The sequence below is a fragment of the Floccifex sp. genome (genome assembly GCF_051873495.1).
Taxonomy (GTDB): Bacteria; Bacillota_I; Bacilli_A; order Erysipelotrichales; family Erysipelotrichaceae; genus Floccifex.
On sequence record NZ_JBJEEX010000116.1, the window covers coordinates 1 to 20,887 of the forward strand.

General features: G+C 33.2%; 21 protein-coding genes and 1 other annotated feature. Of the genes, 13 read left to right on the forward strand and 8 right to left on the reverse strand.

Annotation, left to right across the window (positions count from 1 at the left end; all coding sequences use genetic code 11):
* Positions 1-96: 96 nt before the first annotated feature.
* Positions 97-1,626: a nitrite/sulfite reductase gene (locus ACI313_RS07100; protein WP_439755626.1), complete on the reverse strand. Its 1,530-nt coding sequence runs from the start codon at positions 1,624-1,626 to the stop codon at positions 97-99.
* A gap of 71 nt (positions 1,627-1,697) precedes the next feature.
* Here ACI313_RS07100 and ACI313_RS07105 point away from each other — a divergent pair, with 71 nt between their 5' ends.
* From ACI313_RS07105 to ACI313_RS07115, 3 genes are read left to right on the forward strand one after another with little or no spacing between them, the layout of a single operon-like run.
* Entirely contained in the window at positions 1,698-2,240 is a 543-nt protein-coding gene (locus ACI313_RS07105) for a precorrin-2 dehydrogenase/sirohydrochlorin ferrochelatase family protein (RefSeq protein WP_439755627.1), read from the forward strand.
* A gap of 7 nt (positions 2,241-2,247) precedes the next feature.
* Positions 2,248-4,506 (forward strand): hydroxymethylbilane synthase, encoded by a 2,259-nt coding sequence (gene hemC, locus ACI313_RS07110; RefSeq protein ID WP_439755628.1) that lies wholly within the window; start codon positions 2,248-2,250, stop codon positions 4,504-4,506.
* Positions 4,496-5,002 (forward strand): biotin transporter BioY, encoded by a 507-nt coding sequence (locus ACI313_RS07115; protein WP_320607432.1) that lies wholly within the window; start codon positions 4,496-4,498, stop codon positions 5,000-5,002. Before hemC ends, ACI313_RS07115 begins: the two co-directional genes overlap by 11 nt.
* 188 nt (positions 5,003-5,190) lie before the next feature.
* Here the strand turns inward: ACI313_RS07115 and ACI313_RS07120 are convergent, their stop codons facing one another.
* Genes ACI313_RS07120 through ACI313_RS07130 form a run of 3 tightly spaced genes read right to left on the reverse strand, consistent with a single transcriptional unit; the run spans position 5,191 to position 7,719 of the window.
* Entirely contained in the window at positions 5,191-5,877 is a 687-nt protein-coding gene (locus ACI313_RS07120) for a pseudouridine synthase (RefSeq protein WP_320607431.1), read from the reverse strand.
* A complete protein-coding gene (locus ACI313_RS07125; RefSeq protein ID WP_439755629.1) occupies positions 5,874-7,202 on the reverse strand; it encodes an RsmF rRNA methyltransferase first C-terminal domain-containing protein in 1,329 nt (442 codons plus the stop codon). The genes ACI313_RS07120 and ACI313_RS07125 overlap by 4 nt, the downstream gene beginning before the upstream one ends.
* A gap of 40 nt (positions 7,203-7,242) precedes the next feature.
* Entirely contained in the window at positions 7,243-7,719 is a 477-nt protein-coding gene (locus tag ACI313_RS07130) for a COG2426 family protein (protein ID WP_320607429.1), read from the reverse strand.
* 76 nt (positions 7,720-7,795) lie between these two features.
* On the opposite strand from ACI313_RS07130, the gene ACI313_RS07135 reads away from it, so the two are divergent.
* Together ACI313_RS07135 and ACI313_RS07140 are read left to right on the forward strand one after the other, a co-directional pair.
* A complete protein-coding gene (locus tag ACI313_RS07135) occupies positions 7,796-8,197 on the forward strand; it encodes a ribonuclease domain-containing protein (RefSeq protein WP_320607525.1) in 402 nt (133 codons plus the stop codon).
* Positions 8,194-8,433 (forward strand): hypothetical protein, encoded by a 240-nt coding sequence (locus ACI313_RS07140; protein WP_439755630.1) that lies wholly within the window; start codon positions 8,194-8,196, stop codon positions 8,431-8,433. Before ACI313_RS07135 ends, ACI313_RS07140 begins: the two co-directional genes overlap by 4 nt.
* A 26-nt stretch (positions 8,434-8,459) precedes the next feature.
* Here the strand turns inward: ACI313_RS07140 and ACI313_RS07145 are convergent, their stop codons facing one another.
* Positions 8,460-9,356 carry a class I mannose-6-phosphate isomerase gene (locus ACI313_RS07145; RefSeq protein WP_320607523.1) on the reverse strand — a complete coding sequence of 299 codons (897 nt, stop codon included), beginning with the start codon at positions 9,354-9,356 and terminating at the stop codon, positions 8,460-8,462.
* A 64-nt stretch (positions 9,357-9,420) separates the two neighbouring features.
* On the opposite strand from ACI313_RS07145, the gene deoC reads away from it, so the two are divergent.
* The 3 genes from deoC to ACI313_RS07160 are packed head-to-tail and all read left to right on the forward strand — an operon-like array spanning position 9,421 to position 12,844.
* Entirely contained in the window at positions 9,421-10,137 is a 717-nt protein-coding gene (gene deoC / locus ACI313_RS07150; RefSeq protein WP_320607522.1) for a deoxyribose-phosphate aldolase, read from the forward strand.
* On the forward strand, positions 10,134-11,474 hold the full coding sequence (locus ACI313_RS07155; RefSeq protein ID WP_320607521.1) for a transglutaminase-like domain-containing protein: 1,341 nt from the start codon (positions 10,134-10,136) through the stop codon (positions 11,472-11,474). Before deoC ends, ACI313_RS07155 begins: the two co-directional genes overlap by 4 nt.
* Positions 11,475-11,476: 2 nt before the next feature.
* Positions 11,477-12,844, forward strand: a complete 1,368-nt coding sequence (locus ACI313_RS07160; protein ID WP_439755631.1) for a DEAD/DEAH box helicase — start codon at positions 11,477-11,479, stop codon at positions 12,842-12,844.
* On the opposite strand, the gene ACI313_RS07165 is transcribed toward ACI313_RS07160, so the two are convergent.
* From ACI313_RS07165 to yaaA, 3 genes are all read right to left on the reverse strand, one after another.
* Positions 12,841-13,836: a bile acid:sodium symporter family protein gene (locus ACI313_RS07165; RefSeq protein ID WP_320607519.1), complete on the reverse strand. Its 996-nt coding sequence runs from the start codon at positions 13,834-13,836 to the stop codon at positions 12,841-12,843. The two genes, ACI313_RS07160 and ACI313_RS07165, sit on opposite strands and share 4 nt — an antisense overlap.
* 42 nt (positions 13,837-13,878) lie before the next feature.
* Positions 13,879-14,110: a binding site (T-box leader), on the reverse strand.
* Between the two features lie 52 nt (positions 14,111-14,162).
* On the reverse strand, positions 14,163-14,513 hold the full coding sequence (locus ACI313_RS07170) for an Hsp20/alpha crystallin family protein (RefSeq protein ID WP_439755632.1): 351 nt from the start codon (positions 14,511-14,513) through the stop codon (positions 14,163-14,165).
* A gap of 78 nt (positions 14,514-14,591) precedes the next feature.
* Positions 14,592-15,299 carry a peroxide stress protein YaaA gene (yaaA, locus tag ACI313_RS07175; protein WP_439755633.1) on the reverse strand — a complete coding sequence of 236 codons (708 nt, stop codon included), beginning with the start codon at positions 15,297-15,299 and terminating at the stop codon, positions 14,592-14,594.
* Positions 15,300-15,469: 170 nt separating this feature from the next.
* On the opposite strand from yaaA, the gene ACI313_RS07180 reads away from it, so the two are divergent.
* The 5 genes from ACI313_RS07180 to ACI313_RS07200 all read left to right on the forward strand — a co-directional run bounded on the left by ACI313_RS07180 (position 15,470) and on the right by ACI313_RS07200 (position 20,883).
* On the forward strand, positions 15,470-17,185 hold the full coding sequence (locus ACI313_RS07180; RefSeq protein WP_439755634.1) for an ammonium transporter: 1,716 nt from the start codon (positions 15,470-15,472) through the stop codon (positions 17,183-17,185).
* A gap of 325 nt (positions 17,186-17,510) precedes the next feature.
* Positions 17,511-19,256: a threonine--tRNA ligase gene (thrS, locus tag ACI313_RS07185; protein WP_320607516.1), complete on the forward strand. Its 1,746-nt coding sequence runs from the start codon at positions 17,511-17,513 to the stop codon at positions 19,254-19,256.
* Between the two features lie 98 nt (positions 19,257-19,354).
* Positions 19,355-19,603 (forward strand): TM1266 family iron-only hydrogenase system putative regulator, encoded by a 249-nt coding sequence (locus tag ACI313_RS07190; protein ID WP_320607515.1) that lies wholly within the window; start codon positions 19,355-19,357, stop codon positions 19,601-19,603.
* 40 nt (positions 19,604-19,643) lie between these two features.
* The gene (locus tag ACI313_RS07195; RefSeq protein ID WP_320607514.1) at positions 19,644-20,540 is read left to right on the forward strand and encodes a hypothetical protein; all 897 of its coding nucleotides are present in this window, start codon (positions 19,644-19,646) and stop codon (positions 20,538-20,540) included.
* A 43-nt stretch (positions 20,541-20,583) separates the two neighbouring features.
* Positions 20,584-20,883: a hypothetical protein gene (locus tag ACI313_RS07200; protein WP_320607513.1), complete on the forward strand. Its 300-nt coding sequence runs from the start codon at positions 20,584-20,586 to the stop codon at positions 20,881-20,883.
* Positions 20,884-20,887 lie beyond the last annotated feature (4 nt).

Here is a 20,887-nt window from a genome sequence, read left to right on the forward strand (position 1 = left end):
CAGACCCCAGTTAATGACCCCGGTTTAGCAGACCCCGGTTAAATTTGATTATCCAGAAAACAACGATGTAGAAACACCGTTGTTTTTTCTTTTCTTTTAAATATATTTACTAGCGATTTGTTCAATTCCATTTGGATTTGATTGAACCCATTCATCAAAAGAACAATGAGAACTTGCGATTGTTGTTCCTAATTCAACTAAGAATTTAGGTACATCTTCTTCTAAAATAGCACCCATTTCTTTTCCCATTGCTTCGCTTCCTTGCATGTCATTTCCAGCAATGTACAACATGAAAGCTGGATAAGCTTTTTTGTCGATAACTTTAGTATGACCTCTAAATCCAATTTTACCAACTTGGTGTGTACCACAACTTGATGGACAACCAGAAATATGAATTTGACATAGAGCATCTGCTGGTAAGTTAGCATTTCGAATTTCTTCGATACAAGTTTTTAATAATCCTTGTGAATCACGTAAACCAACTTGACAAGTGCTTGCTCCAATACAACTAATTGATGTTTCAAACACATTTTGAGCACTGTCTTCTTTAATGACATCTAAAACAATACGAGCTTCTTGGGCTGTTAAGTTTGTGATGTAACAAGATTCATCTGGTGATAAACGTAAAATGACATCATCCATATCTTGAAGTGCATCATTTAAATGAGCTAGTACTTCTAAACTTGGATTTCCTCCTAGTGGATGGTAACAAACACTATATAGTCCTTCTTGTTTTTGAGCAATCACATTGAACCCTTCGATTGAACCGTTTCCTTGTTTTGTGATGACAATAGGCGAAACATTGATTTTTAAATCTTCTTTGAATGCTTCTTTTAAATTTTCATTAAAGTATTCTTTGAAGGCTTGTTCACCACCAACGGCTTCAATCATATAACGAGTACGCGCTTTAGCACGGTTTGTATAGTTTCCGTGTTGTAAGAAAGTATCACGCATTGCTTTTACATAATATAAAAGATCTTCGCCTTGTACTTTTGAGGCAACTTGTACTCCAAAACGAGGATTGTTTCCAAGTCCACCACAACAATAAACATCAAAAGTACCGTCTTGGCAAGCAACAAATCCTAGGTCACGGAAAGTGGCATGAGTAACATTGTCTTTTGTGTTTGAGAAACCAACTTTTAATTTACGAGGCATTTTTTCGGCTTTCACAAGTGTTAATAAGTAATTGCTTACGGCTTGTGCATATGGTGTAACATCGAAGTATTCATCTTTTTGTACACCACTTAATGGAGAACACATGACATTACGAGGGAAGTCTCCTCCTCCACCAATCGAAATAATCCCAAAATCTAAGATGTCTTCATAGATGGAAAATAATTGAGATGGTTGTAAGTCGTGCAACTGAATGGTTTGACATGTTGTGAAGTGGGCACGTGTAACTTCATATTTTTTGATTTCATTCACAATGAAATTTAATGTTTCTTTTGTGATGACTCCAGCTGGCAAACGTAGACGAAGCATACTGGCTTTACCACCTTTTTGAGCATAACTTCCATAAAAACCAGAAAAACCTTTATAGTCTTTCATATTCATTTCACCTGAATAAAATTGATTTGTTTTTTCAATGAATTCAGGTAAATCTTTTTTGAATTCTAAATTGTTCATAAAAAAACCTTCCTTCTATATAATGATAAACTAAATGAGATAAATTATAAAGAATATGTTAGAATACTCTCATGGCATATTTTCCTTTTTTTATTGATATTAAAAATAAACTATGTTTAGTGGTAGGCTCTGGCAAAATCGCAAAGAGTAAAATACATACACTAATGGATTTTGAAGCCGATGTGACATGTATTTCCAAAGAATTTGTTCAAATTGAAGGATGTACTTGTATTCAAAAAGAAGTTGAATTAAAAGACATCGATAACTTTGACATTGTGATTGCAGCTACAGATAATAAGACATTAAACCATGAAATCGCATCATATTGTAAAGATAAAAATATCTTAGTGAATGCAGTGGATCAAAAAGAAGATTGTATGTTTATTTTTCCTTCTTTGATTCATCAAAAAAATGTGGTTGCGGCTTTTAGCTCATCGGGAAAGAATCCTTTAATTTGTCAATATCTTCGTAAACAAAATGAAAATATAGTGACTGAACAATTAGGGGATATCAATGAAAAAATGGAAGTGATTCGTGATCAATTAAAAGATATCGATATTGAATCACGTAAAAAAATATTAAAAGAATTTTTATTAGACGCATTAGAAAAATAGGTGTTTTATGTATATAAAAGTAGGTACAAGAGGATCAAAACTAGCTTTGATGCAGACGCAAAGTGTTGTGGATACACTTTCCAAAGCGCATCCAGAACTAAGTTTTGAAATCGTGGTGATTCATACCAAAGGAGATAAAAACAGTCGTCCTTTGTGTGAAATAGGTGGAAATGGATTATTTATAAAAGAAATTGAACAACAGCTTTTAAAAGATAAAATTCAAATGGCAATTCATTCTATGAAAGATTTACCAAGTGAATTGGAACCCCATTTGACAATTAGTAAATGCTGGAAAAGAGAAGATAATCATGATTGCTTGATTTTAAATCATGAGCGCTCTTTATCTCAATTAAAACAAGGAGCAACAATTGCCACTGGATCTATTCGTCGTAAGAAACAATTGTTAAAGCTTCGTCCGGATTTAAATGTTGTCGATATTCGTGGAAATATTGATACGCGTATTCAAAAAATGAAAGACAATGATTATGATGGCTTGATTTTAGCTAAAGCGGGTTGTAATCGTCTGCACATAAATGAAACAATAGAAGTTTTATCTTATGAACAAATGATTCCTTCTTGTTGTCAAGGTGCATTGGCAATTGAATTAAAAGCCGATAATGTGGATTTAATTAATATTGTTAATGAATTTTGTGATGAAAAAAGTGATATAGAAACAAATTGTGAGCGTTACTTTTTACAAGAAATGAATGGGAATTGTAAAAATCCCATTGGAGCTTGTGCAAGTTACCAAGATGGAATTATATCTTTACAAGCGGTGTATGGAAAAGAACAATTGTATTACGCATCAATATCAGGTACTGATGCGTATCAAGTCGCAATACAAGCAGCAAAACAAATTCGTAAACAAATGGCAGGTACAGTTTCTTTAGTAGGAGCGGGTCCTGGTTCATTGGATTATTTAACTATTCAAGCTGTAAAGAAAATAAAAGAAGCAGATTGTATTTTATATGATCGTTTAGTTCCTGAACAAGTTTTCTCTTTTGGAAAAGAAGATTGTGAATGGATCTATGTAGGAAAGGCAAGCCATCAACATACCTTAAAACAAGAACAAATTAATGCGCTTATGGTCCAAAAGGCAATGGAATATAAGAATGTAGTGCGTCTTAAAGGTGGAGATGTATTTGTTTTTGGACGCGGACAAGAAGAAGTGGAGTACTTAAAAGAAAAAGGTATTTCGTATGAAGTTGTTTGTGGTATTTCAAGTTGTATTGCTGCTCCTAGTAGTGCTGGGATTCCACTTACGACACGAGGTGTTTCAAATGGATTTCATGTAATGAGTGCTCATAATGCCACGGGTGAATTTAAAAATATTGATTTTGAAAACATCGCAAAAAGTAAGGATACCCTTGTTTTTTTGATGGGGTTATCAAAGGCAAAAGAAATTGCACAAAAGTTAATGGAACATGGCATGGATTCTAATATGCCTATCGCAATTATTAGTTGTGCTACAACGCCTTATCAAAAGAATTTATATTCAACTTTAAGTGATATTCAAAATATAGACATTGGTTTAGTATCACCGGCTATTATTGTTGTAGGAAAGTGTGCATCGTTTCATGAAACAAGAACACTATCAAAAGCTATGAAAAAGGAATTGTTTTTTCCTTGTCATGAAAAAAATCAGTTAACGAAATTGTTGTCAGATTATAAAGTATATGAAGTCAAAGTGGCTCAAATTGAACTTCTGCCTTATAAATTAGATCACATACCTGATATTGTGATTTTCACTAGTAAAAATGCTGTAGATGGGTTCTTCTTTGGGATTGATGATATTCGTAAATATTGTCATACACAATTTGTTGTCGTAGGAAAGGCAACCGCAACAAGGTTACAGTCTTATGGAATTAAAGCGGATTTTATTCCATCTTGTTTTAATGCCAAAACATTGATTGAAGAATTAAAAGTAAATAAAACGGATATTGTAGATTATTTTTCAAGTGATATTCACGATGAGATTGATGGTTTAGAATCAGTATGTGAGTATCATAAAATAGTTGTTTATCATAATTCAGAAATAGAATGTGAAAATATGTATATTGCTCATCCGGTTATATTCACTAGTTCGTTAAATGCGAAGCGGTTTTTAAAACATGTTTCCAATATAGAAGAATACAAGGAAAAGGGAATTGCGTATTCGATTGGACCTAAAACAACACAAACTTTAAAAGAATATGGAATTAAACATATTCTTCAAGCCAATGAAGCTACTTTTCAATCGTTGAAGGAGTTAATTGATGAAAACTAGAGACGTTACGTATTGTGCTTTGTTTACGGCTCTAATTGCCATTGGTTCTAAGATTCAAATTCCTTTAATGGCAGGTATGCACTTTACTCTGCAATGGTTGTTTGTATTATTGGCTGGCTTATTGTTGAATCGAAAGAATGCATGCTTATGTTTAATTAGTTATTTGATTTTAGGACTTGTTGGAATACCCGTGTTTGCCAGTGGGGGAGGATTTTCCTATTTAGTAAAACCAACTTTTGGATTTTTGTTTGGTTTTCTAGTAGCTATTTGGATAATGACATCTATTAATAAATCAAATTTTATAAAAACAATTGCAGGTTTATTGGCATATTATGGATGTGGCTTTATTTATTATTATGGAATGATGGTTTTATTCTATCAACAGCCCATTGGTTTTTTAATGGCTTTTGTGAATTGTTTTATGACCATTATTCCTGATTTCATTTTATGTTTAGTGGCTTGTGAATTAGTAAAACATATAAAAATTGCACCGTAATTGTGTTTGCGGTGCAATTTGTTCTTTTTGATTCGAATTAATATATTGAGTGAATAAGATCGTTTAATGCATCTGCAAAATAAATGTATACATATCTTATCTTGAGTCTAAGCAGTATGAACAATATTATCCCAATGAAAAATGGAGCGTATCAATACGATACACTCCATAAACTGTTTTTATGGCTACTAGTATTCATATAATTGTTGAATTTCTTCTTCTGTTAATTCACGGTATTCACCGACTTCAAGACCATCAATGGTTAAATTTCCAAATTGAACACGATTTAGAAACGTAACGGTACATCCAATTTGTTCAAACATGCGTTTTACTTGGTGGTATTTTCCTTCTTGAATAGTTATAAAACAAGAAGTATCATCAATGTCTTCATAAAGTGCAGGTTGGGAAGTGAAATCAGAAAATTCCATTGGTTGCGAAAAAATTTCTTTGGCATTTTCTGGTAAAACAGAATCTACTTCTACATAATATTTTTTATCAACATGGTGTTTTAAAGACAGTAATTTATGATTTAATTGACCATCATTGGTAATTAATAAAGCGCCTTGTGTATCTACATCTAATCTTCCTACAATTGCAATGTCTTTGCGAACATATGGAATGAGCTCAAGAACACTTGGATAGCGATTGTCTTGGGTTGCACAAATAAAACCAGCAGGTTTATTTAATAAATAATATTCGTAGCTGACATAATCCACACGCATGCCATCCACAACCACAATATCATCTTCATTTACTTTAAAGTCAATTTTTTTGATGATTTCATCATTAACTTGGACAAATCCCTTTTGAATTAATTTTTTTACTTGAGAACGTGTCCCAATCTGCATATCTGCTAAATATTTATCAAGTCTCATTGCCATCTCCATCCTTGTGCGTATTTATTTTTAATTGTTCCGTTTTGAATTTTCCCAAATCCTAAAGAGTATCCATTGACACACACTAAAACCCATCCTTTAAGTTTGGTGTTTGAAACTTGTATTGTTTCACCTTTTAAGTATTTAATCACATTTGGATCACTAATATCTAAATCAATCACATTTTTAAATTCTTCTTTTTTTAAATTCATGGCTAATGCCTGGCTTGGTTCGAAGCGATTCTTTTTACACTCCCCTAAAAATAAACCAGAGCGTAAAATACGAATGCCTTTTAAGTTGATATCAGGTATAAAATATAGTTTATCTTTTTTGAGTTGGAATGTACCATTATCAAATGATTTTTGAATGTTCTTAAAGAATTCTTTGGCATCTTCATTTGGTATTTCATTTGGATGAATAATAGAAGAATGAGAAATTGGCTTATCCCCTTTTTGTATATAAGCTACAAAGTGACCTTCTCCTTTGATTTTATGTGGATATAAACGAACACATTGTTCATATCCGTTAACCCCTCTTGAAAAATAAGGACTCTCAATATGAATGAGTTGAATCTCTGGACATATTTCTTTCATATACGCAATAATGTCTTCATTTTCACTACAAGAGAAAGTACAAGTAGAATAAACCATTTTTCCACCTGGTTTTAGTAAGCTTAAAGCGCTTTTAACGATTTCTTTTTGAAGTTTGACATAGTATTCATTTCCTCTTTCTTCCCAACTTTGAATTAAAGAAGGATCTTTTCGAAACATTCCTTCTCCTGAGCAAGGAGCATCAATTAAAACTTTATCAAATGTTTCTGGGTAGTGTTTTGCCAATGTAGAAACATCTTCACTCGCTACAATTACATTGCCACAACCCCATTTTTCAATGTTGTGTAATAAACCTTGGGCACGTGAAGAAGAAATGTCGTTACTGAATAATAATCCCGTTCCGTTTAGTTTATTTAGTAATTCGGTGCTTTTTCCTCCAGGTGCTGCACACGCATCAAGAACGATGTCACCTTCTTCTATTTCTAATGTTTGAGCTGGCATCATGGCACTTGGTTCTTGTAAATAGTACAAACCAGCGTAGTAATAAGGATGCTTAGCAGGACGCTCACTTTCTTGATAATAAAATCCATTTGATGTCCAAGGAATAGGTTCTAGGTGAAAGGGACTAATTTTTAAAAAGTCTTCAACGGAAATTTTAGTGGTATTCACCCTTAATCCGTAATAACGATCTTGTTCAAAGCTTTCGATAAATTCGTCATATTCTTCATTAAGAAGAGATTTCATATTTTGTTTATAGGTTTCTGGTAATTTCATGTTATTATTCTATCAAAAAAAAGCCTAAGTTTCACTTAGGCTAGAAGATAATTTCAAATAATCCATAAGAACTGATGGCCATAATAATCCCGGCAAGCAATACCCCGGCAAGAACGGCTAAAACAGTTTTTTTAAAATCTAAATCAAGAATAGAAGCGGCTAATGTTCCAGTCCAAGCTCCTGTTCCAGGAACGGGTATTCCTACGAATAAAAATAAAGCATAGTATAAACCACGTCCGGCTTTCGCTTTTAATTTTTGTCCACCTTTATGTCCTTTGTTTAATAAGAAAGAAAATGGTTTCGATAGAACTGGTTTATCGATACCCCATTCTAATACTTTTCGTGCAAATAAAAAGATAAAAGGAACTGGAATCATATTTCCGATAATACAAATAATAAAGGTTTGAACAACAGGGAGGTTATAGGCTCCAATTCCAATGGGAATGGCTCCTCTTAGTTCCACAACGGGAACCATTGATATTAAAAATACAATGATATACTTTTCTAAATTTGACATATGTTTTCTCCTTTTTTGAAGCTTAATAACTGTATCATATTGTATAAATGTTTTCAAAAAATGATACAATAAAATCATGAAAAAATTATTGAATATTATTTTATGTTTGTTTCTATTTGTGGGTTGTACAACAACACTTGATGAAACAGAAACATATAGTTCGAAAGACGATGTAGCTCTTTACATTTATACGTATTCACATCTTCCCGATAATTACATCACGAAACAGGAGGCCATGAAAGAAGGATGGGATGCATCTAAAGGAAATTTATGGGATGTTTGTCCGGGAATGAGTATTGGAGGAGATCAATTTATGAATTATGAACAAACTCTTCCGGATGATGTTTATTATGAATGTGATATTGATTATGAAGGTGGTTATCGAAATAGTAAGCGTTTGGTTTATACCGAAGATGGCGATGTTTATTATACAGAGGATCACTATGAAACATTTGAATTGTTGTATGAAGGTGAATGATGACATTACTTTTAAATCAAAATTCAAAAGAAGAAGCATTAGCTTATCTTCAAGAACAATTTAAACTTGATTATACATTAAACTTAGATGGATTATATGATTTGTTGTGTACGCTAAATATTGAAATACGACTTGAGATTGACAATCGTCCATGTTTACAAGGGATTTTACTGGTTTTTAAACAAGCAAGTATTATGAATCCTTGTTTACGAATACAATACCAAAAAGAATGGTGATGAAGTATCAACCATTCTTTTTTAAACTAAGAATGTCTAAAATAATCTGAAATATAGGCAATCATAACATCGGCTTCGTTTTGAATAGTGATTGTTTCTTTAGGAAGAACTAAAATACTATGTCCTTGCGTTATTGTTTCATGATTGATGATGGCTTTATTTTTTAATACAGAGATAGCACAAACAATATTTGATTCATTTGTAAATGTTTGTTTTAAAGTTGTATGATGCAAGCTAAATTCACGAAAATCTTGTTTACCTTCTTCAAATGATATACAAACAGGATTAATATTTGAATCAATATTATCTAAGGCTTCATCAATGTTTAATTGTCTTGGTTTATTCGTCTTCGGATCGATGCGATTATAGTCATATAAACGATAAGTGATATTAGTTGATTGTTGTATTTCATAAATTAATGAACCCTTTGTTAAGGCATGAACAACACCAGATTGAAGATAGACTAAATCGTGTTCTTTAACAGGTAAATGATTGATGATATCTTCCATAGTATTTGTTTCAAGGGCGTTCTTTATGTTTCCGTTGTGTTTTGCCCATACAAAATGATGAGTCGGTGCTTGAATAAAGAACCAGGCTTCACTTTTTCCATAGGGTAAGTTTAGCTTTTGTTTAGCATAGTCATCCCTAGGATGAATTTGAAAGCTAACGGATTCTTTACAGGCATCAAAGGCAATAATAACAGGAAATTCTTCTCCTTTTAATAATCCAAAACATTCAGGATTTTGTTCCACTTTTTCTTTTAGTGTGGTGTGTTCTTGTTCGTTTTCAATTTCACAATTGAAGGCTTCAATTCCACTAACACTATAAACAATTCCGATAGGAGCTTCTATATTAGCTCCATATTGTTTGAGCCTATCATCGCCCCATAAAGTTGAATAGGAAATGGGTTTTACTTTATACATAATTTCGTCCTCTTTTAATATATTTTATCAAATCGTGTTATACTAAAACAAGGAGTATAGAGATATGAAGAAAAAACTAACAATCGAACAATGTGCAAATTTAATTGATCATACCAATGTTAAAGCTTATGTCACAAAAGAAGATATGAAAACACTTTGTGAGCAAGCGAAACAATATCATTTTGCGATGGTCGCAATTAATTCAGGCCAAACAGCTTTTTGTCATTCATTACTACAAAATAGTGAGATTCATACAGGAGCAGCTATTGGTTTTCCTTTAGGTCAAATGAGCATACAGGCGAAAGTATTGGAAACTCAGGATGCGATTAATAATGGCGCTGATGAAATTGATTATCAATTAAATATTACAGAAGTTAAAGATAAAAATTGGACTTATGTAAAAGATGAAATGAAACAAATTACGGATTTAGCTCATAAACATGGGAAAATATGTAAAGTGATTTTAGAAACGTGTTATCTTACATCAGATGAAATTATTAAAATCTGTGAAATCGCTGTGGAAGTTAGAATTGATTTTGTGAAAACTTCTACTGGTTTTGGATCTGGTGGAGCCAAAGAAGAAAATGTTCGCTTAATGAAATCGATTGTAAAGAATCAAGTGAAAGTAAAGGCATCTGGTGGAATACGTGATGCTCAGACATTTAAGAACATGCTTGCTTGTGGGGCACAAAGAATTGGAACAAGTGCAGGTATTCAAATAATTGATGAATTAGAAAAAGAAGCCGTTGATGGGTGTATAGAAATTGAGGTGGAAGCATGAAAATGGATAGTTTAAGAACGCCTTTGCCACAGGATATTGAAATTCTAAAACAAAATGGGCAGTTTGAATTGGTCAATGAAATGATTGATTTGCGTTTAAAAAAGGATATTCCAAATGCACTAAAAGAAAGATTGTTGCTTGAAAAAGAAATTTTAAAAGAATATCCTAAAGCTTTTATTTATACTAAGGAACAAGCAATTGCTTTGATTCAAAGTCATATTATTGATTTTAGTGAAGAAGAATTTGATGAATTGTTTAAAGAAAGTGCTTTTGAATTTATATTTGATCATGGCACAATGAAATTTAAAGATGATATTTATGATAATTTAGTGAAAGTGCATTTGGATTATCGAAATCGAAGTGATGAAATGCCACAGGATGATACGATTCTTGAACAAACAATACAAGAATTAATCGATGAAAATGAAATGAAAGTTAAAATTCATGTTCGTTTATCACTTAAAGTAGCTAAGGAGGATCAAATTCCTGGAAAAGTAATTCGAGTATGGATTCCTATTCCGGTAGAATATTCTCAGGTTGAGGATTTAAAGATTTTATCTTATACACAAGGTGGCATTGTGAATGATAATACTGTGAATCATCGTTCAATTTATTTTGAATGTGTTTATCAAGAAGATATGGAATTTTTTGTTGAATATGAATTTATCAATCATGTGATTTACCATGATTTAGATGCTTCAATTTGTTTTGATGATGGAAAAGATTTTTACTTAGAAGAAGTAGAACCTCATTATGTGTTCACAACGTATTTAAAACAATTGTGTGCTCAAATCATTGGTGATGAAACGAATCCTTTATTAAAGGCTAAGAAAATTTATGACTATATCACTAGTCATGTGACATATTCGTTTGTACCTGCTTATTGTACACTTCCTTCCATTCCAGAATTTGTGGCAACAAGTTTAAAAGGAGATTGTGGGGTACAGGCAAGTTTATTTATCACATTATGTCGTATTGCTCATATTCCAAGTCGTTGGCAAGCAGGATTGTATGCTCATCCTCAAATGATTGGAAACCATGACTGGGCTCAGTTTTATGTGGCTCCTTATGGATGGTTATATGCGGATTGTTCTTTTGGAGGAAGAGGATATCGTGAACACAGTGATTTAAGACGTAATTTCTATTTTGGGAATATTGATCCATATCGCATTCCAAGTGCAAGAGGTGTACTGCAACCACTTGAACCAGATAAAACTTTTATGCGAAAAGATCCATATGATCATCAAACAGGGGAAATGGAATACATTGATCAAGTGATTAATCCAGATAGTGTTCTATCGAATTTAGAAATCATTGAAATTAAAAAGGTAGGATAAGTATGACTTTTGATTTAGATCTTGAAAAAGCGCTTGAACGCTTAGGGATAAAGCAATTTCTTCCGATTCAAGAGAAAGTAGTTCCTATTTTAAGAGAAAAGAAAGACTGTATTGTCCAAGCTAAAACGGGTTCTGGAAAAACGTTGAGCTATGTGTTACCTATTTTAGAATCGCTTACAGTGAATCAAAAACAAGCACAGTGTCTTGTTTTGGTTCCTACTCGAGAATTGGCAAAACAAATCAAAGAAGTATTTGATCAAGTTGGTTGTTTCAAAAAAATTAAAACACTTTGTCTTACGGGTAAAAGTCCTATTTCGTATCAAGAACAAGATTTGAAACAAAGAGTACATGTGATTGTCGGGACACCTGGAAGAGTATTGGAGCATTTTCAAAGAGGAAATATTGATGGTTCAATGTTGTCGTTTTGTGTTTTGGATGAAGCAGATGAGCTATTGAATCAAGATTTTCTGAAATCCATTCAAAGTATTTTTATGTATTTAAGAAAAGATATATGTCATTGTTTTTTGAGTGCAACTTATCCTTGTGATTTATTAATAGATTTCATGAAGGATCCTATTTTTGTTCAAATGGAAGAAGAAAAAATAAAAATTGAAGAGCATTTTATTCAAACTAAAAATAAGAATTTAGATTTACTTCGTATATTAAGTACATATAAACCAGAATCATGTATTGTCTTTTGTCAAAGACAAGATACAACCAAAGAACTTTATGAGTTTTTACGTGATTTAGATGTGAATTGTGATTATATTGCGGGTAATTTAGAACAAGAACAACGCTTTTTGTGTATGGATCAATTTAAACAAGGGAAAACACGGATTTTGATTGCGACCGATGTGGCAAGTCGAGGTATCGATGTTGAACGAGTTGAATTGATTATTAATTATGATTTTCCGGAAAGTTGCGAAAAATATGTGCATCGTATTGGACGCAGTGCTCGTGTACATGAAAAAGGGAAGGCTTTTACGTTTGTGGATGACTTAGATCAAATGAAGTTTGTTCAATTAGAAGATTATTTACATGTTGATATTGATTTAGAACAATTGGATGGAAATATTGATTTAACTGGATTGAATGAACGTGTTCGCTATAATGAAGATAAAAATAAAAAGCTAAAAAAAGATGTGTTGAAGTTATATATCAATGCAGGCAAATCAAAGAAAGTTCGTGCTGGAGATATAGCAGGAGCCATTAGTCAAATTGAGGGACTTAACTTTGATGATGTAGGAATTATTCAAGTACAAGATCATCAATCGTATGTTGAGATTTTGAATGGGAAGGGAAATCTTGTTTTAAATAACTTAAAAACAATAAAAAAGAAAAAAGTAAAAGTCGAAAAGGCAAGCGCCTAATCGACTTTTTTTGTATCCATGTGTTTAAATAAACCAGCTAATATTGTTCCAGAAATAGAGTGCCATACACAAGATACCGCACAAATAACAGCTGATTCTGGTGTATTAGCAAATTGAGCTGTTGTAGTTGCTAAGTTAGTGGCAAGCCCAGCATTTTGCATTCCTACTTCAATAGAAATTGTACGTTTTTTTGATGTATTCATTTTTGTTAGAACTCCTGTTCCGTATCCTAATGCGTATCCTAGGCCGTTGTGTAATAAAACCGCAATAAAGATTGTGATACCAGAACTAAAGAAATGAGCTCCTTGTGAAGAAATAACACCACCAACAACGCAAGCTAAACCAAGTACAGCGGCACCAGGCATAACGCTTTGGATGTCTTTAAACCAATTTTTTTCTTCAAAAAAGTGATTGCACATAAATCCGATGGCAACAGGAACAATAACGGTTTCGATGATTGATACAAACATAGGAATGGCTTGAATTTCAATTTGTGTTCCGCTTGCCAATAAAGAAACCATAAGTGGGGTCATGATGGGTGATAAAAGTGTTGAAACAGTTGTCATTCCGACTGAAAAGGCAACGTCTCCTCCACATAAATAAGACATGATGTTACTACTGACTCCTCCTGGACAACATCCTACAAGAATTAATCCTAGGGCAATGCCAGCGGGTAAATGTAATAATTTTGTGATAGTTAGTGCTAGAAATGGCATAATCAAATATTGAGCAATGGCACCGATACAAATATCAAAGGGACGTTTTGCCAAGATTTCAAAGTCTTTGGTTGTAAGTGTTAAACCCATTGAAAACATAATCACACCGATAATGATGGATTGACATGTGAATTTGTTGGTCGCAAAGTCAACAAACAACATGTGATTAACCCAAGCCATTAAACCAGGAATGAAAAAAGTAACGACGGCAATGGCAATTACCACGCTTGATGTGTGGTTTGATAGAAAGTTTGAAAATTTTTTTAATGTATCCATATATCCTCCTTGCCAAAGAAAAAAAGTCCCTTTCAATATTCTGAAAGGGACGAAATATCCGTGGTACCACCCATTTTCTGTATATAAAAATATACAGCACTTAACGTACTATCATACGTTTTTCTAATAACGGGGAAAAACCGGCGAATCTTACTATGAGTTCAGATTGCTTCTTAGAGATGATATTTAATTTAATCAAAACACTTGTTTCCATCAACCACAAGCTTTCTATGCTTTTGTTTTAAATTAACGTTGTTCTCTTCGTGGAATTTTCTTTGACTTTGAAAACAATTATAGTCCGATATTCTTGTTTTTCAACAATTTTTTTAAAAAATTTGGATAAAAGTACTTTCTTTTTGTTTCTTCGCTTGAGTTGGAACGGTAATGATTAATTCGCCATTATCAAATGAAGCCTTAATATCTTGAGGTGTAATGTTGTTTCCAATTTGGAATGATCGTGAACATTTTCCTGTAAATCGTTCTTGATGAATAACTTTTCCTTCGCTTGGTTTTTTAGTGGCTTGAATGGTTAGGTTTCCATCTTTTAAAAGAATTTGAATGTCTTCTTTTTTAAACCCAGCTACTTCAATTTTAAGAGTATAGTATTCGTTTGTTTGGTATATATCTGTTTTTAAGATTCCTTGGTTTGAAAATAAGTCGTTGTTTGTGTAGTTCATATAGGCCTCCTGTTAGCACTCTATTTATCTATCTGCTAATATGATATCACAAAAATTAGCACATTCAATAGAAAAGTGCTAATTTCTTATAAAAACATATTTATTTTCATTGCTTAAAGATGAATCAAATGTATATCCCAATTCTTTAAAGTTTTTGATGCTTTCAATGTCTTCTATTTTGTTTTCAGCTAAGAAGCGAACCATTGCTCCTCTTGCCATTTTCGCATAAACTCCTTTTTCAACATACTTACCATTTTGTTCCTCGACAAAACGGACGTCTATTATTTTTTTGTATTTACGAATGCATTTGGCATATTCTTCGCTTGCCAGATTCAGGATGATTTCATCTTTAATTTCATTGGCAAGTAAATCAGACCAGTATTCATATAGAGAAAAAGGACATTTAGTCTGCATTTCTAATCGATATCGTTTTATTTCATCAAGAGGCCGAACCAGTCCATATAAACCAGATAAGATATATAAGTGATCTTGCAGGTATTGAAACTGGTCGTCGTTAAATACTTGAGCGTGCATGTATTGATACTGTATGCCTGAGTATGTTAATAGGGCACAAGATGGTTCTTGTTTGTCAAAGTTTTGATAGAGGTCATATACTTCTTGGGCAATTGTATCGGAGCATTTCATATATTTTTTTAAAGTGTCATAATCTAGGCTTTGAAGGTGTTCTAATAATCGTTGAGTTTGTTCGTTAAACATTGGTTTAGTTGTTTGTATGTTTAAATCGACGGGTTTCATTTGTTTTGCGGGTGATATAATAATTTTCATGGTTAGATTTTATCATGAAAATGCTTACAAATAAATTTTGAAAAATTTTCATTTATTTGTTGACACATGTGTTTAATGGTTGTAAAATCACAACATAAATAAAGCGAAGGAGCTTGAACTAGTAATGGTTTAAGTTTCTTCGCTTTTTTTTAGAAAAGAGAGGAAACGATATGGAAGAAATGGTAAGTCAAATTTTTGGAATCTGGTACTTGATAGGTGCTGCATTGGTATTCTTTATGCAAGCTGGATTCGCAATGGTGGAGGCAGGATTTACACGAGCTAAGAATGCTGGAAACATCATTATGAAAAACTTAATGGACTTCTGTTTGGGAACTGTGGCGTTCTTGATTTTGGGTTACAGTTTATTGTGTGGACAAGATGTAGCAGGCTTTATTGGATGGGGTGAAAGCCCATTATTGAATTTTGCCGGAACGGATTGGTCTAGCTTAGTTTTCAATTTAGTATTTTGTGCAACAGCTGCCACCATTGTTTCAGGAGCTATGGCCGAGCGTACAAAATTCATTTCTTATTGTATTTACAGTTTTGTGATCAGTTTAGTTGTATATCCTATTGAAGCTCACTGGATTTGGGGCGGTGGATGGTTAGCTCAAATTGGTTTCCATGATTTTGCTGGTTCAGCAGCTATTCATTTTGTTGGTGGTTTAACAGCATTGATAGGGGCAAAATTGTTGGGTCCTCGTATTGGAAAATTTGATAAAGATGGAAAACCTCATGGTATTCCTGGACATAATATTACGATTGGAGCATTGGGTGTCTTTATTTTATGGTTTGGTTGGTATGGATTTAATGGTGCTGCTGCAACAAATGCGACACAATTATCTACAATCTTTGCCACAACGACAATTGCACCAGCCATTGCCACAGTTACTTGTATGATTTTCACTTGGATTAAATATGGTAAACCCGATGTTTCTATGTGTTTAAATGCATCATTAGCTGGTTTGGTTTGTGTTACAGCTGGATGTGATTATATTAATGCCTTTGGTGCTGTAATTGAAGGAATTGCTTCTGGTTTAATTGTAATCTTCGGTGTTTGGTTACTTGACTATAAATTGAAAATTGATGATCCTGTAGGAGCTGTTGCGGTACATATGTGTAATGGAGCTTTAGGAACTTTAATGACTGGTTTACTTGCTTGTGGTACCGATTCAAGTGGATATGAGGTTCTTGGTTTGTTCTATGGAGGAGGAATTCATTTCTTCTTAATTCAATGCCTTGGTTTATTAGCCGTTGCACTTTGGACAGGTGTGACAATGTATATTACGTTTAAATTAATTGATAAAACAATTGGTTTACGTGTAAGTGCTCATGAAGAAATTATTGGATTGGATTTAATGGAACATGGATTGGAATCTAGTTATGCTGGTTTCCAAATTTCAAATGATTTTAATAGTTTGTTAGAAGATGAGAGTTTTGCTTTATCGGATATTGATTTACCTGAAACGGTTCAAGATGATCTTCAACCAAAAGTAGAAGTTGACGATGCCATTCCTGTATATAGCGGATATGGTGAAATGAACAAGGTTGAAATTATTACTCGTCTTGAAAAATTTGATGTATTGAAGCGTTCTTTGGATGCGATTGGAATTGGTGGAATGACTGTTACCCAAGTATCTGGTTGTGGTGTTCAAAAAGGTCAAGAACAATTCTACCGTGGGGCCAAAGTTAATATGGAACTTCGACCAAAAATTAAGGTTGAAGTCGTTGTTAGCGAAATTCCAGTGGAAACGGTGGTTAAAGCTGCTAAGAAGGCATTGTATACCGGAAATATTGGTGACGGCAAGATTTTCGTATACCGTGTAGAAAACGTTTATCGTATTTCAAGTACAGCTACAGGGCCATCGGCCTTAAAGTATTCCAAATAACGTGGAATTGTATCCCCTTTATGGAAAGAGGTTTACCGCATGGTAAGCCTTTTTCTTTTGACATCTCGTTAATTCCGTTTTATAATCAAGCTAACAATAGCGATAAGGATATGAAGTCTATTATTTTAATGTAGAGAGAAAAACGGTTGGTGAAAGTTTTTTGCGAAATGTAGTACTTTACTCCCTTTGAATTGCCCTTGAAAAAGTGTGCCGTATTCTTGCGTTAAAAGATTTGAGTGTTCCCGATTGGGAGAACAAAGGTGGTACCGCGTACGACAGACGTCCTTTGATTGTCTGTCGTTTTTTTTATATAAAGGAGAAAGATATGGAATTAGTTAATATTTTAGAAGATGAACATTTATCGATGTTAAATCATTCATGTGCTCATATGATGGCACAAGCTGTTCGCCACTTATATCCAAATGCGAAATTCTGGGTTGGACCTGTTGTTCAAGAAGGTTTTTACTATGATATGGATTTAGGTGATGTTTCTTTAAAAGATGAAGATTTAGAAAAAATCGAAAAAGAAATGAAAAAAATCGCCAAAGATGGAAAACGCATTGTTCGTAAAGAAATCACAAAAGAAGAAGCTTTAGAAATGTTTGGTGATGATGAATATAAAGTGGATTTAATTAATCGTTTAGACGATGGAACAATCACTTGTTATTCACAAGGAGATTTTACTGATTTATGTCGTGGACCTCATGTTGAATCTGTAAAAATGTGTAAAAACTTTAAATTGTTAAAGCATTCAGGGGCTTACTGGAAAGGTGATGCCAATAATAAAATGCTTCAACGTGTTTATGGTGTTTGTTTTGATACAAAAGAACAATTAGAAGCACATTTAGAAGCTTTAGAAGAAGCTAAAAAACGTGATCATAAAAAATTAGGTAAAGAAATGGAATTATTCATGTTAAGTGAATATGCTCCTGGTATGCCTATTATGCTTCCTAATGGAATGGTTTTCAGAAATATTTTGGAACAATTCTGGTATGAAGAACATACAAAAGAAGGGTATCAATTCATTAAAACACCTATTATTGCTTCACGTGAGTTATGGGAAATTTCTGGTCACTGGGATCACTATCAACAAAATATGTACACAACAAAAGTAGATGATAGAGACTTTGCGATTAAGCCAATGAACTGTCCAGGGGCTTTACTTGTATATAATAACTCTCTTCATTCTTATAAAGATTTACCTTTACGTATTGGTGAATTAGGTCAAGTTCATCGTCATGAAGCGAGTGGGGCTTTAAATGGTTTATTTAGAGTTCGTACTTTCACACAAGATGATGCGCATATTTTCGTAACTCCTGATCAATTGGAAGATGAAGTTAAAAAAGTATTAATGTTGATTGATCGTATTTATTCTGTATTTGGTTTAAACTATACAGTTGAATTATCAACTCGTCCTGAAACTGGTTATATTGGTTCTTTAGAAATTTGGGAACAATCTGAAAAAGCATTGGCTAATGCGTGTGTTCATGCGGGTAAAGAATATGTTGTTAATCCAGGAGATGGAGCTTTCTATGGTCCTAAATTAGATATCCATATTAAAGATAGTTTAGGAAGAGATTGGCAATGTGGAACAATCCAATTGGATATGAATTTACCTGAACGTTTTGAATGTACTTATGTAGACAGTGAAGGAAAGAAACAAACACCAATTATGCTTCACCGTGTTATCTATGGTTCAATTGAACGTTTCATGGGTATCTTAATTGAACACTTTGCGGGTCATTTCCCATTGTGGTTAGCTCCAGTACAATTTGATGTAATTCCTGTTCATGTTGAAAAACACTTAGCTTATGCGAACGAAGTTGTGGGATTATTAAAAGAAGCTGGAATGCGTGTTCAATTAGATGATCGCAATGAAAAATTGGGTTATCGTGTTCGTGAAGCACAAATTAAGAAAATTCCTTATGAATTGGTTGTTGGTGAAAAAGACATGGAAAATCGTACGGTTACAATTCGTAAGTCTGGGTCAAAAGAACAAGTTACAGTGGATTTGATGGAAGCTGTAAATAACTTTAAAGAAGAAGTCGCAACTAAAGCTTTATGGAAATAGTGAGTTTTATACTCGCTATTTTTTTATGCTTCGTATAAAATAGTATTGTTTCTAACATCAAAACAGAGTTGAGATGAAAGATACGATGGGAGGGTTTTATGGAATCAAAAGTCGCTTTAATTGGCATCCTTGTGAAAAATCCAGATTCAGTGGAACAATTGAACTGCATTTTACATGAATATAGTCAATTTATTATCGGAAGAATGGGTATTCCTTATAAAGAAAAGAATGTAAGTATCATTAGTATTGCCTTAGATGCAGATATGGATACGATAAATATGATTTCTGGTAAAATTGGTCGACTCCATGGAATTAGTTCCAAAACAATCTTAACGAAAATGGATTAACTCGCCTTTTGTTTGGTTAGAAATACAGGAGGGTTAAAAAATGTTTAAAAAATTTATGAAGATGGGACTAGCTGGTTTATTGGCTCTTTCCTTTAGTGCATGTAGTGCACAAGAAGATGAACCGGTATCAATTTTATGTCCATCGGGTGCACCTGCACTTGCTTTGTTGGGATTAGCGCATGATGAAAATGTTTCAATTGATTATGCGTCTCAAGATGTTCTGCAAGCTGAGTTATCAAAAAAGGATGGGGAATACGATGTTATTGTAGCTCCTACTAATTTAGGTGCTAAGTTATATGGTGCAAGTGAAACGTATCAACTTCAAAGTGTTTTAACTTGGGGAAACTTGTATATTGTAGGACCTAATGGACAAGATTTTACTCAAGGTAGTATTGGTGCGTTTGGTGAAAATGCTGTGCCTCAACTTGTGTTCAATTACAGCTATGATACAACGAATCTTGATGTAACGTATTATTCAGATGTTGCTCAAGCTCAACAAGCTTTATTGACAGGACAAGTAGATAGTGCTTTATTAGCAATGCCTGTAGCACAAGCCTGTATTGCAAAGGGTAAAGAAAACAATATGGATTTAGCTATTTTGAGTGATGTTCAAGCTAGTTTCAAAGAAAAAAGTGGATCGGATTTAAATGGATATCCTCAAGCTTCTTTGTTTGTGAAAAAGGATTCTGTAAAGAAAGTTGATTATGTTTTAAATGAAATTTCGGAATTCATTGATTCTTGTCAACAACAAGATATTTTAGATCGTATTGATGAAGTGGGAGCGGAAACATTAGGTGTTCCTTCAGCTGAAATTTGTGCTAAGACTTGGGATAAACAAAATATTCGTTTTGTTCAAGCAAATGAAGCCAAAGATGATATTATCAATTTCCTTTCTTTATTTAATATCGAAGTGAATGAGAGCTTATTTGTTGAATAGAATTGGTAAATTGTGTAGAATAATAGCGTTTGAGAGGTAAAATATGAAAATTACAGATAGCGCAAAAGTAATTCTAGAACAAATTTTAGACCAAGAAAATAAGAATTGTATTACGTTCTTTACACAAGGAGAAGGTTGTCAAACTCGTTTGTGTATGGATTGCATTGTAGTGACAGATGCAATGCAGATTAATGGATTGTATGTAGATATGTCAGAAGAAACTGCTCGATTATTAGAAGACATCACTTTGGATGCGGAAGATGGAAATTTAGTAATTACTTCAATGCATTCTTGTGGTTCATCTTGTTCTTCTTGTTCAGGTGGTTGTGGAGGTTGCCAATAGGTAA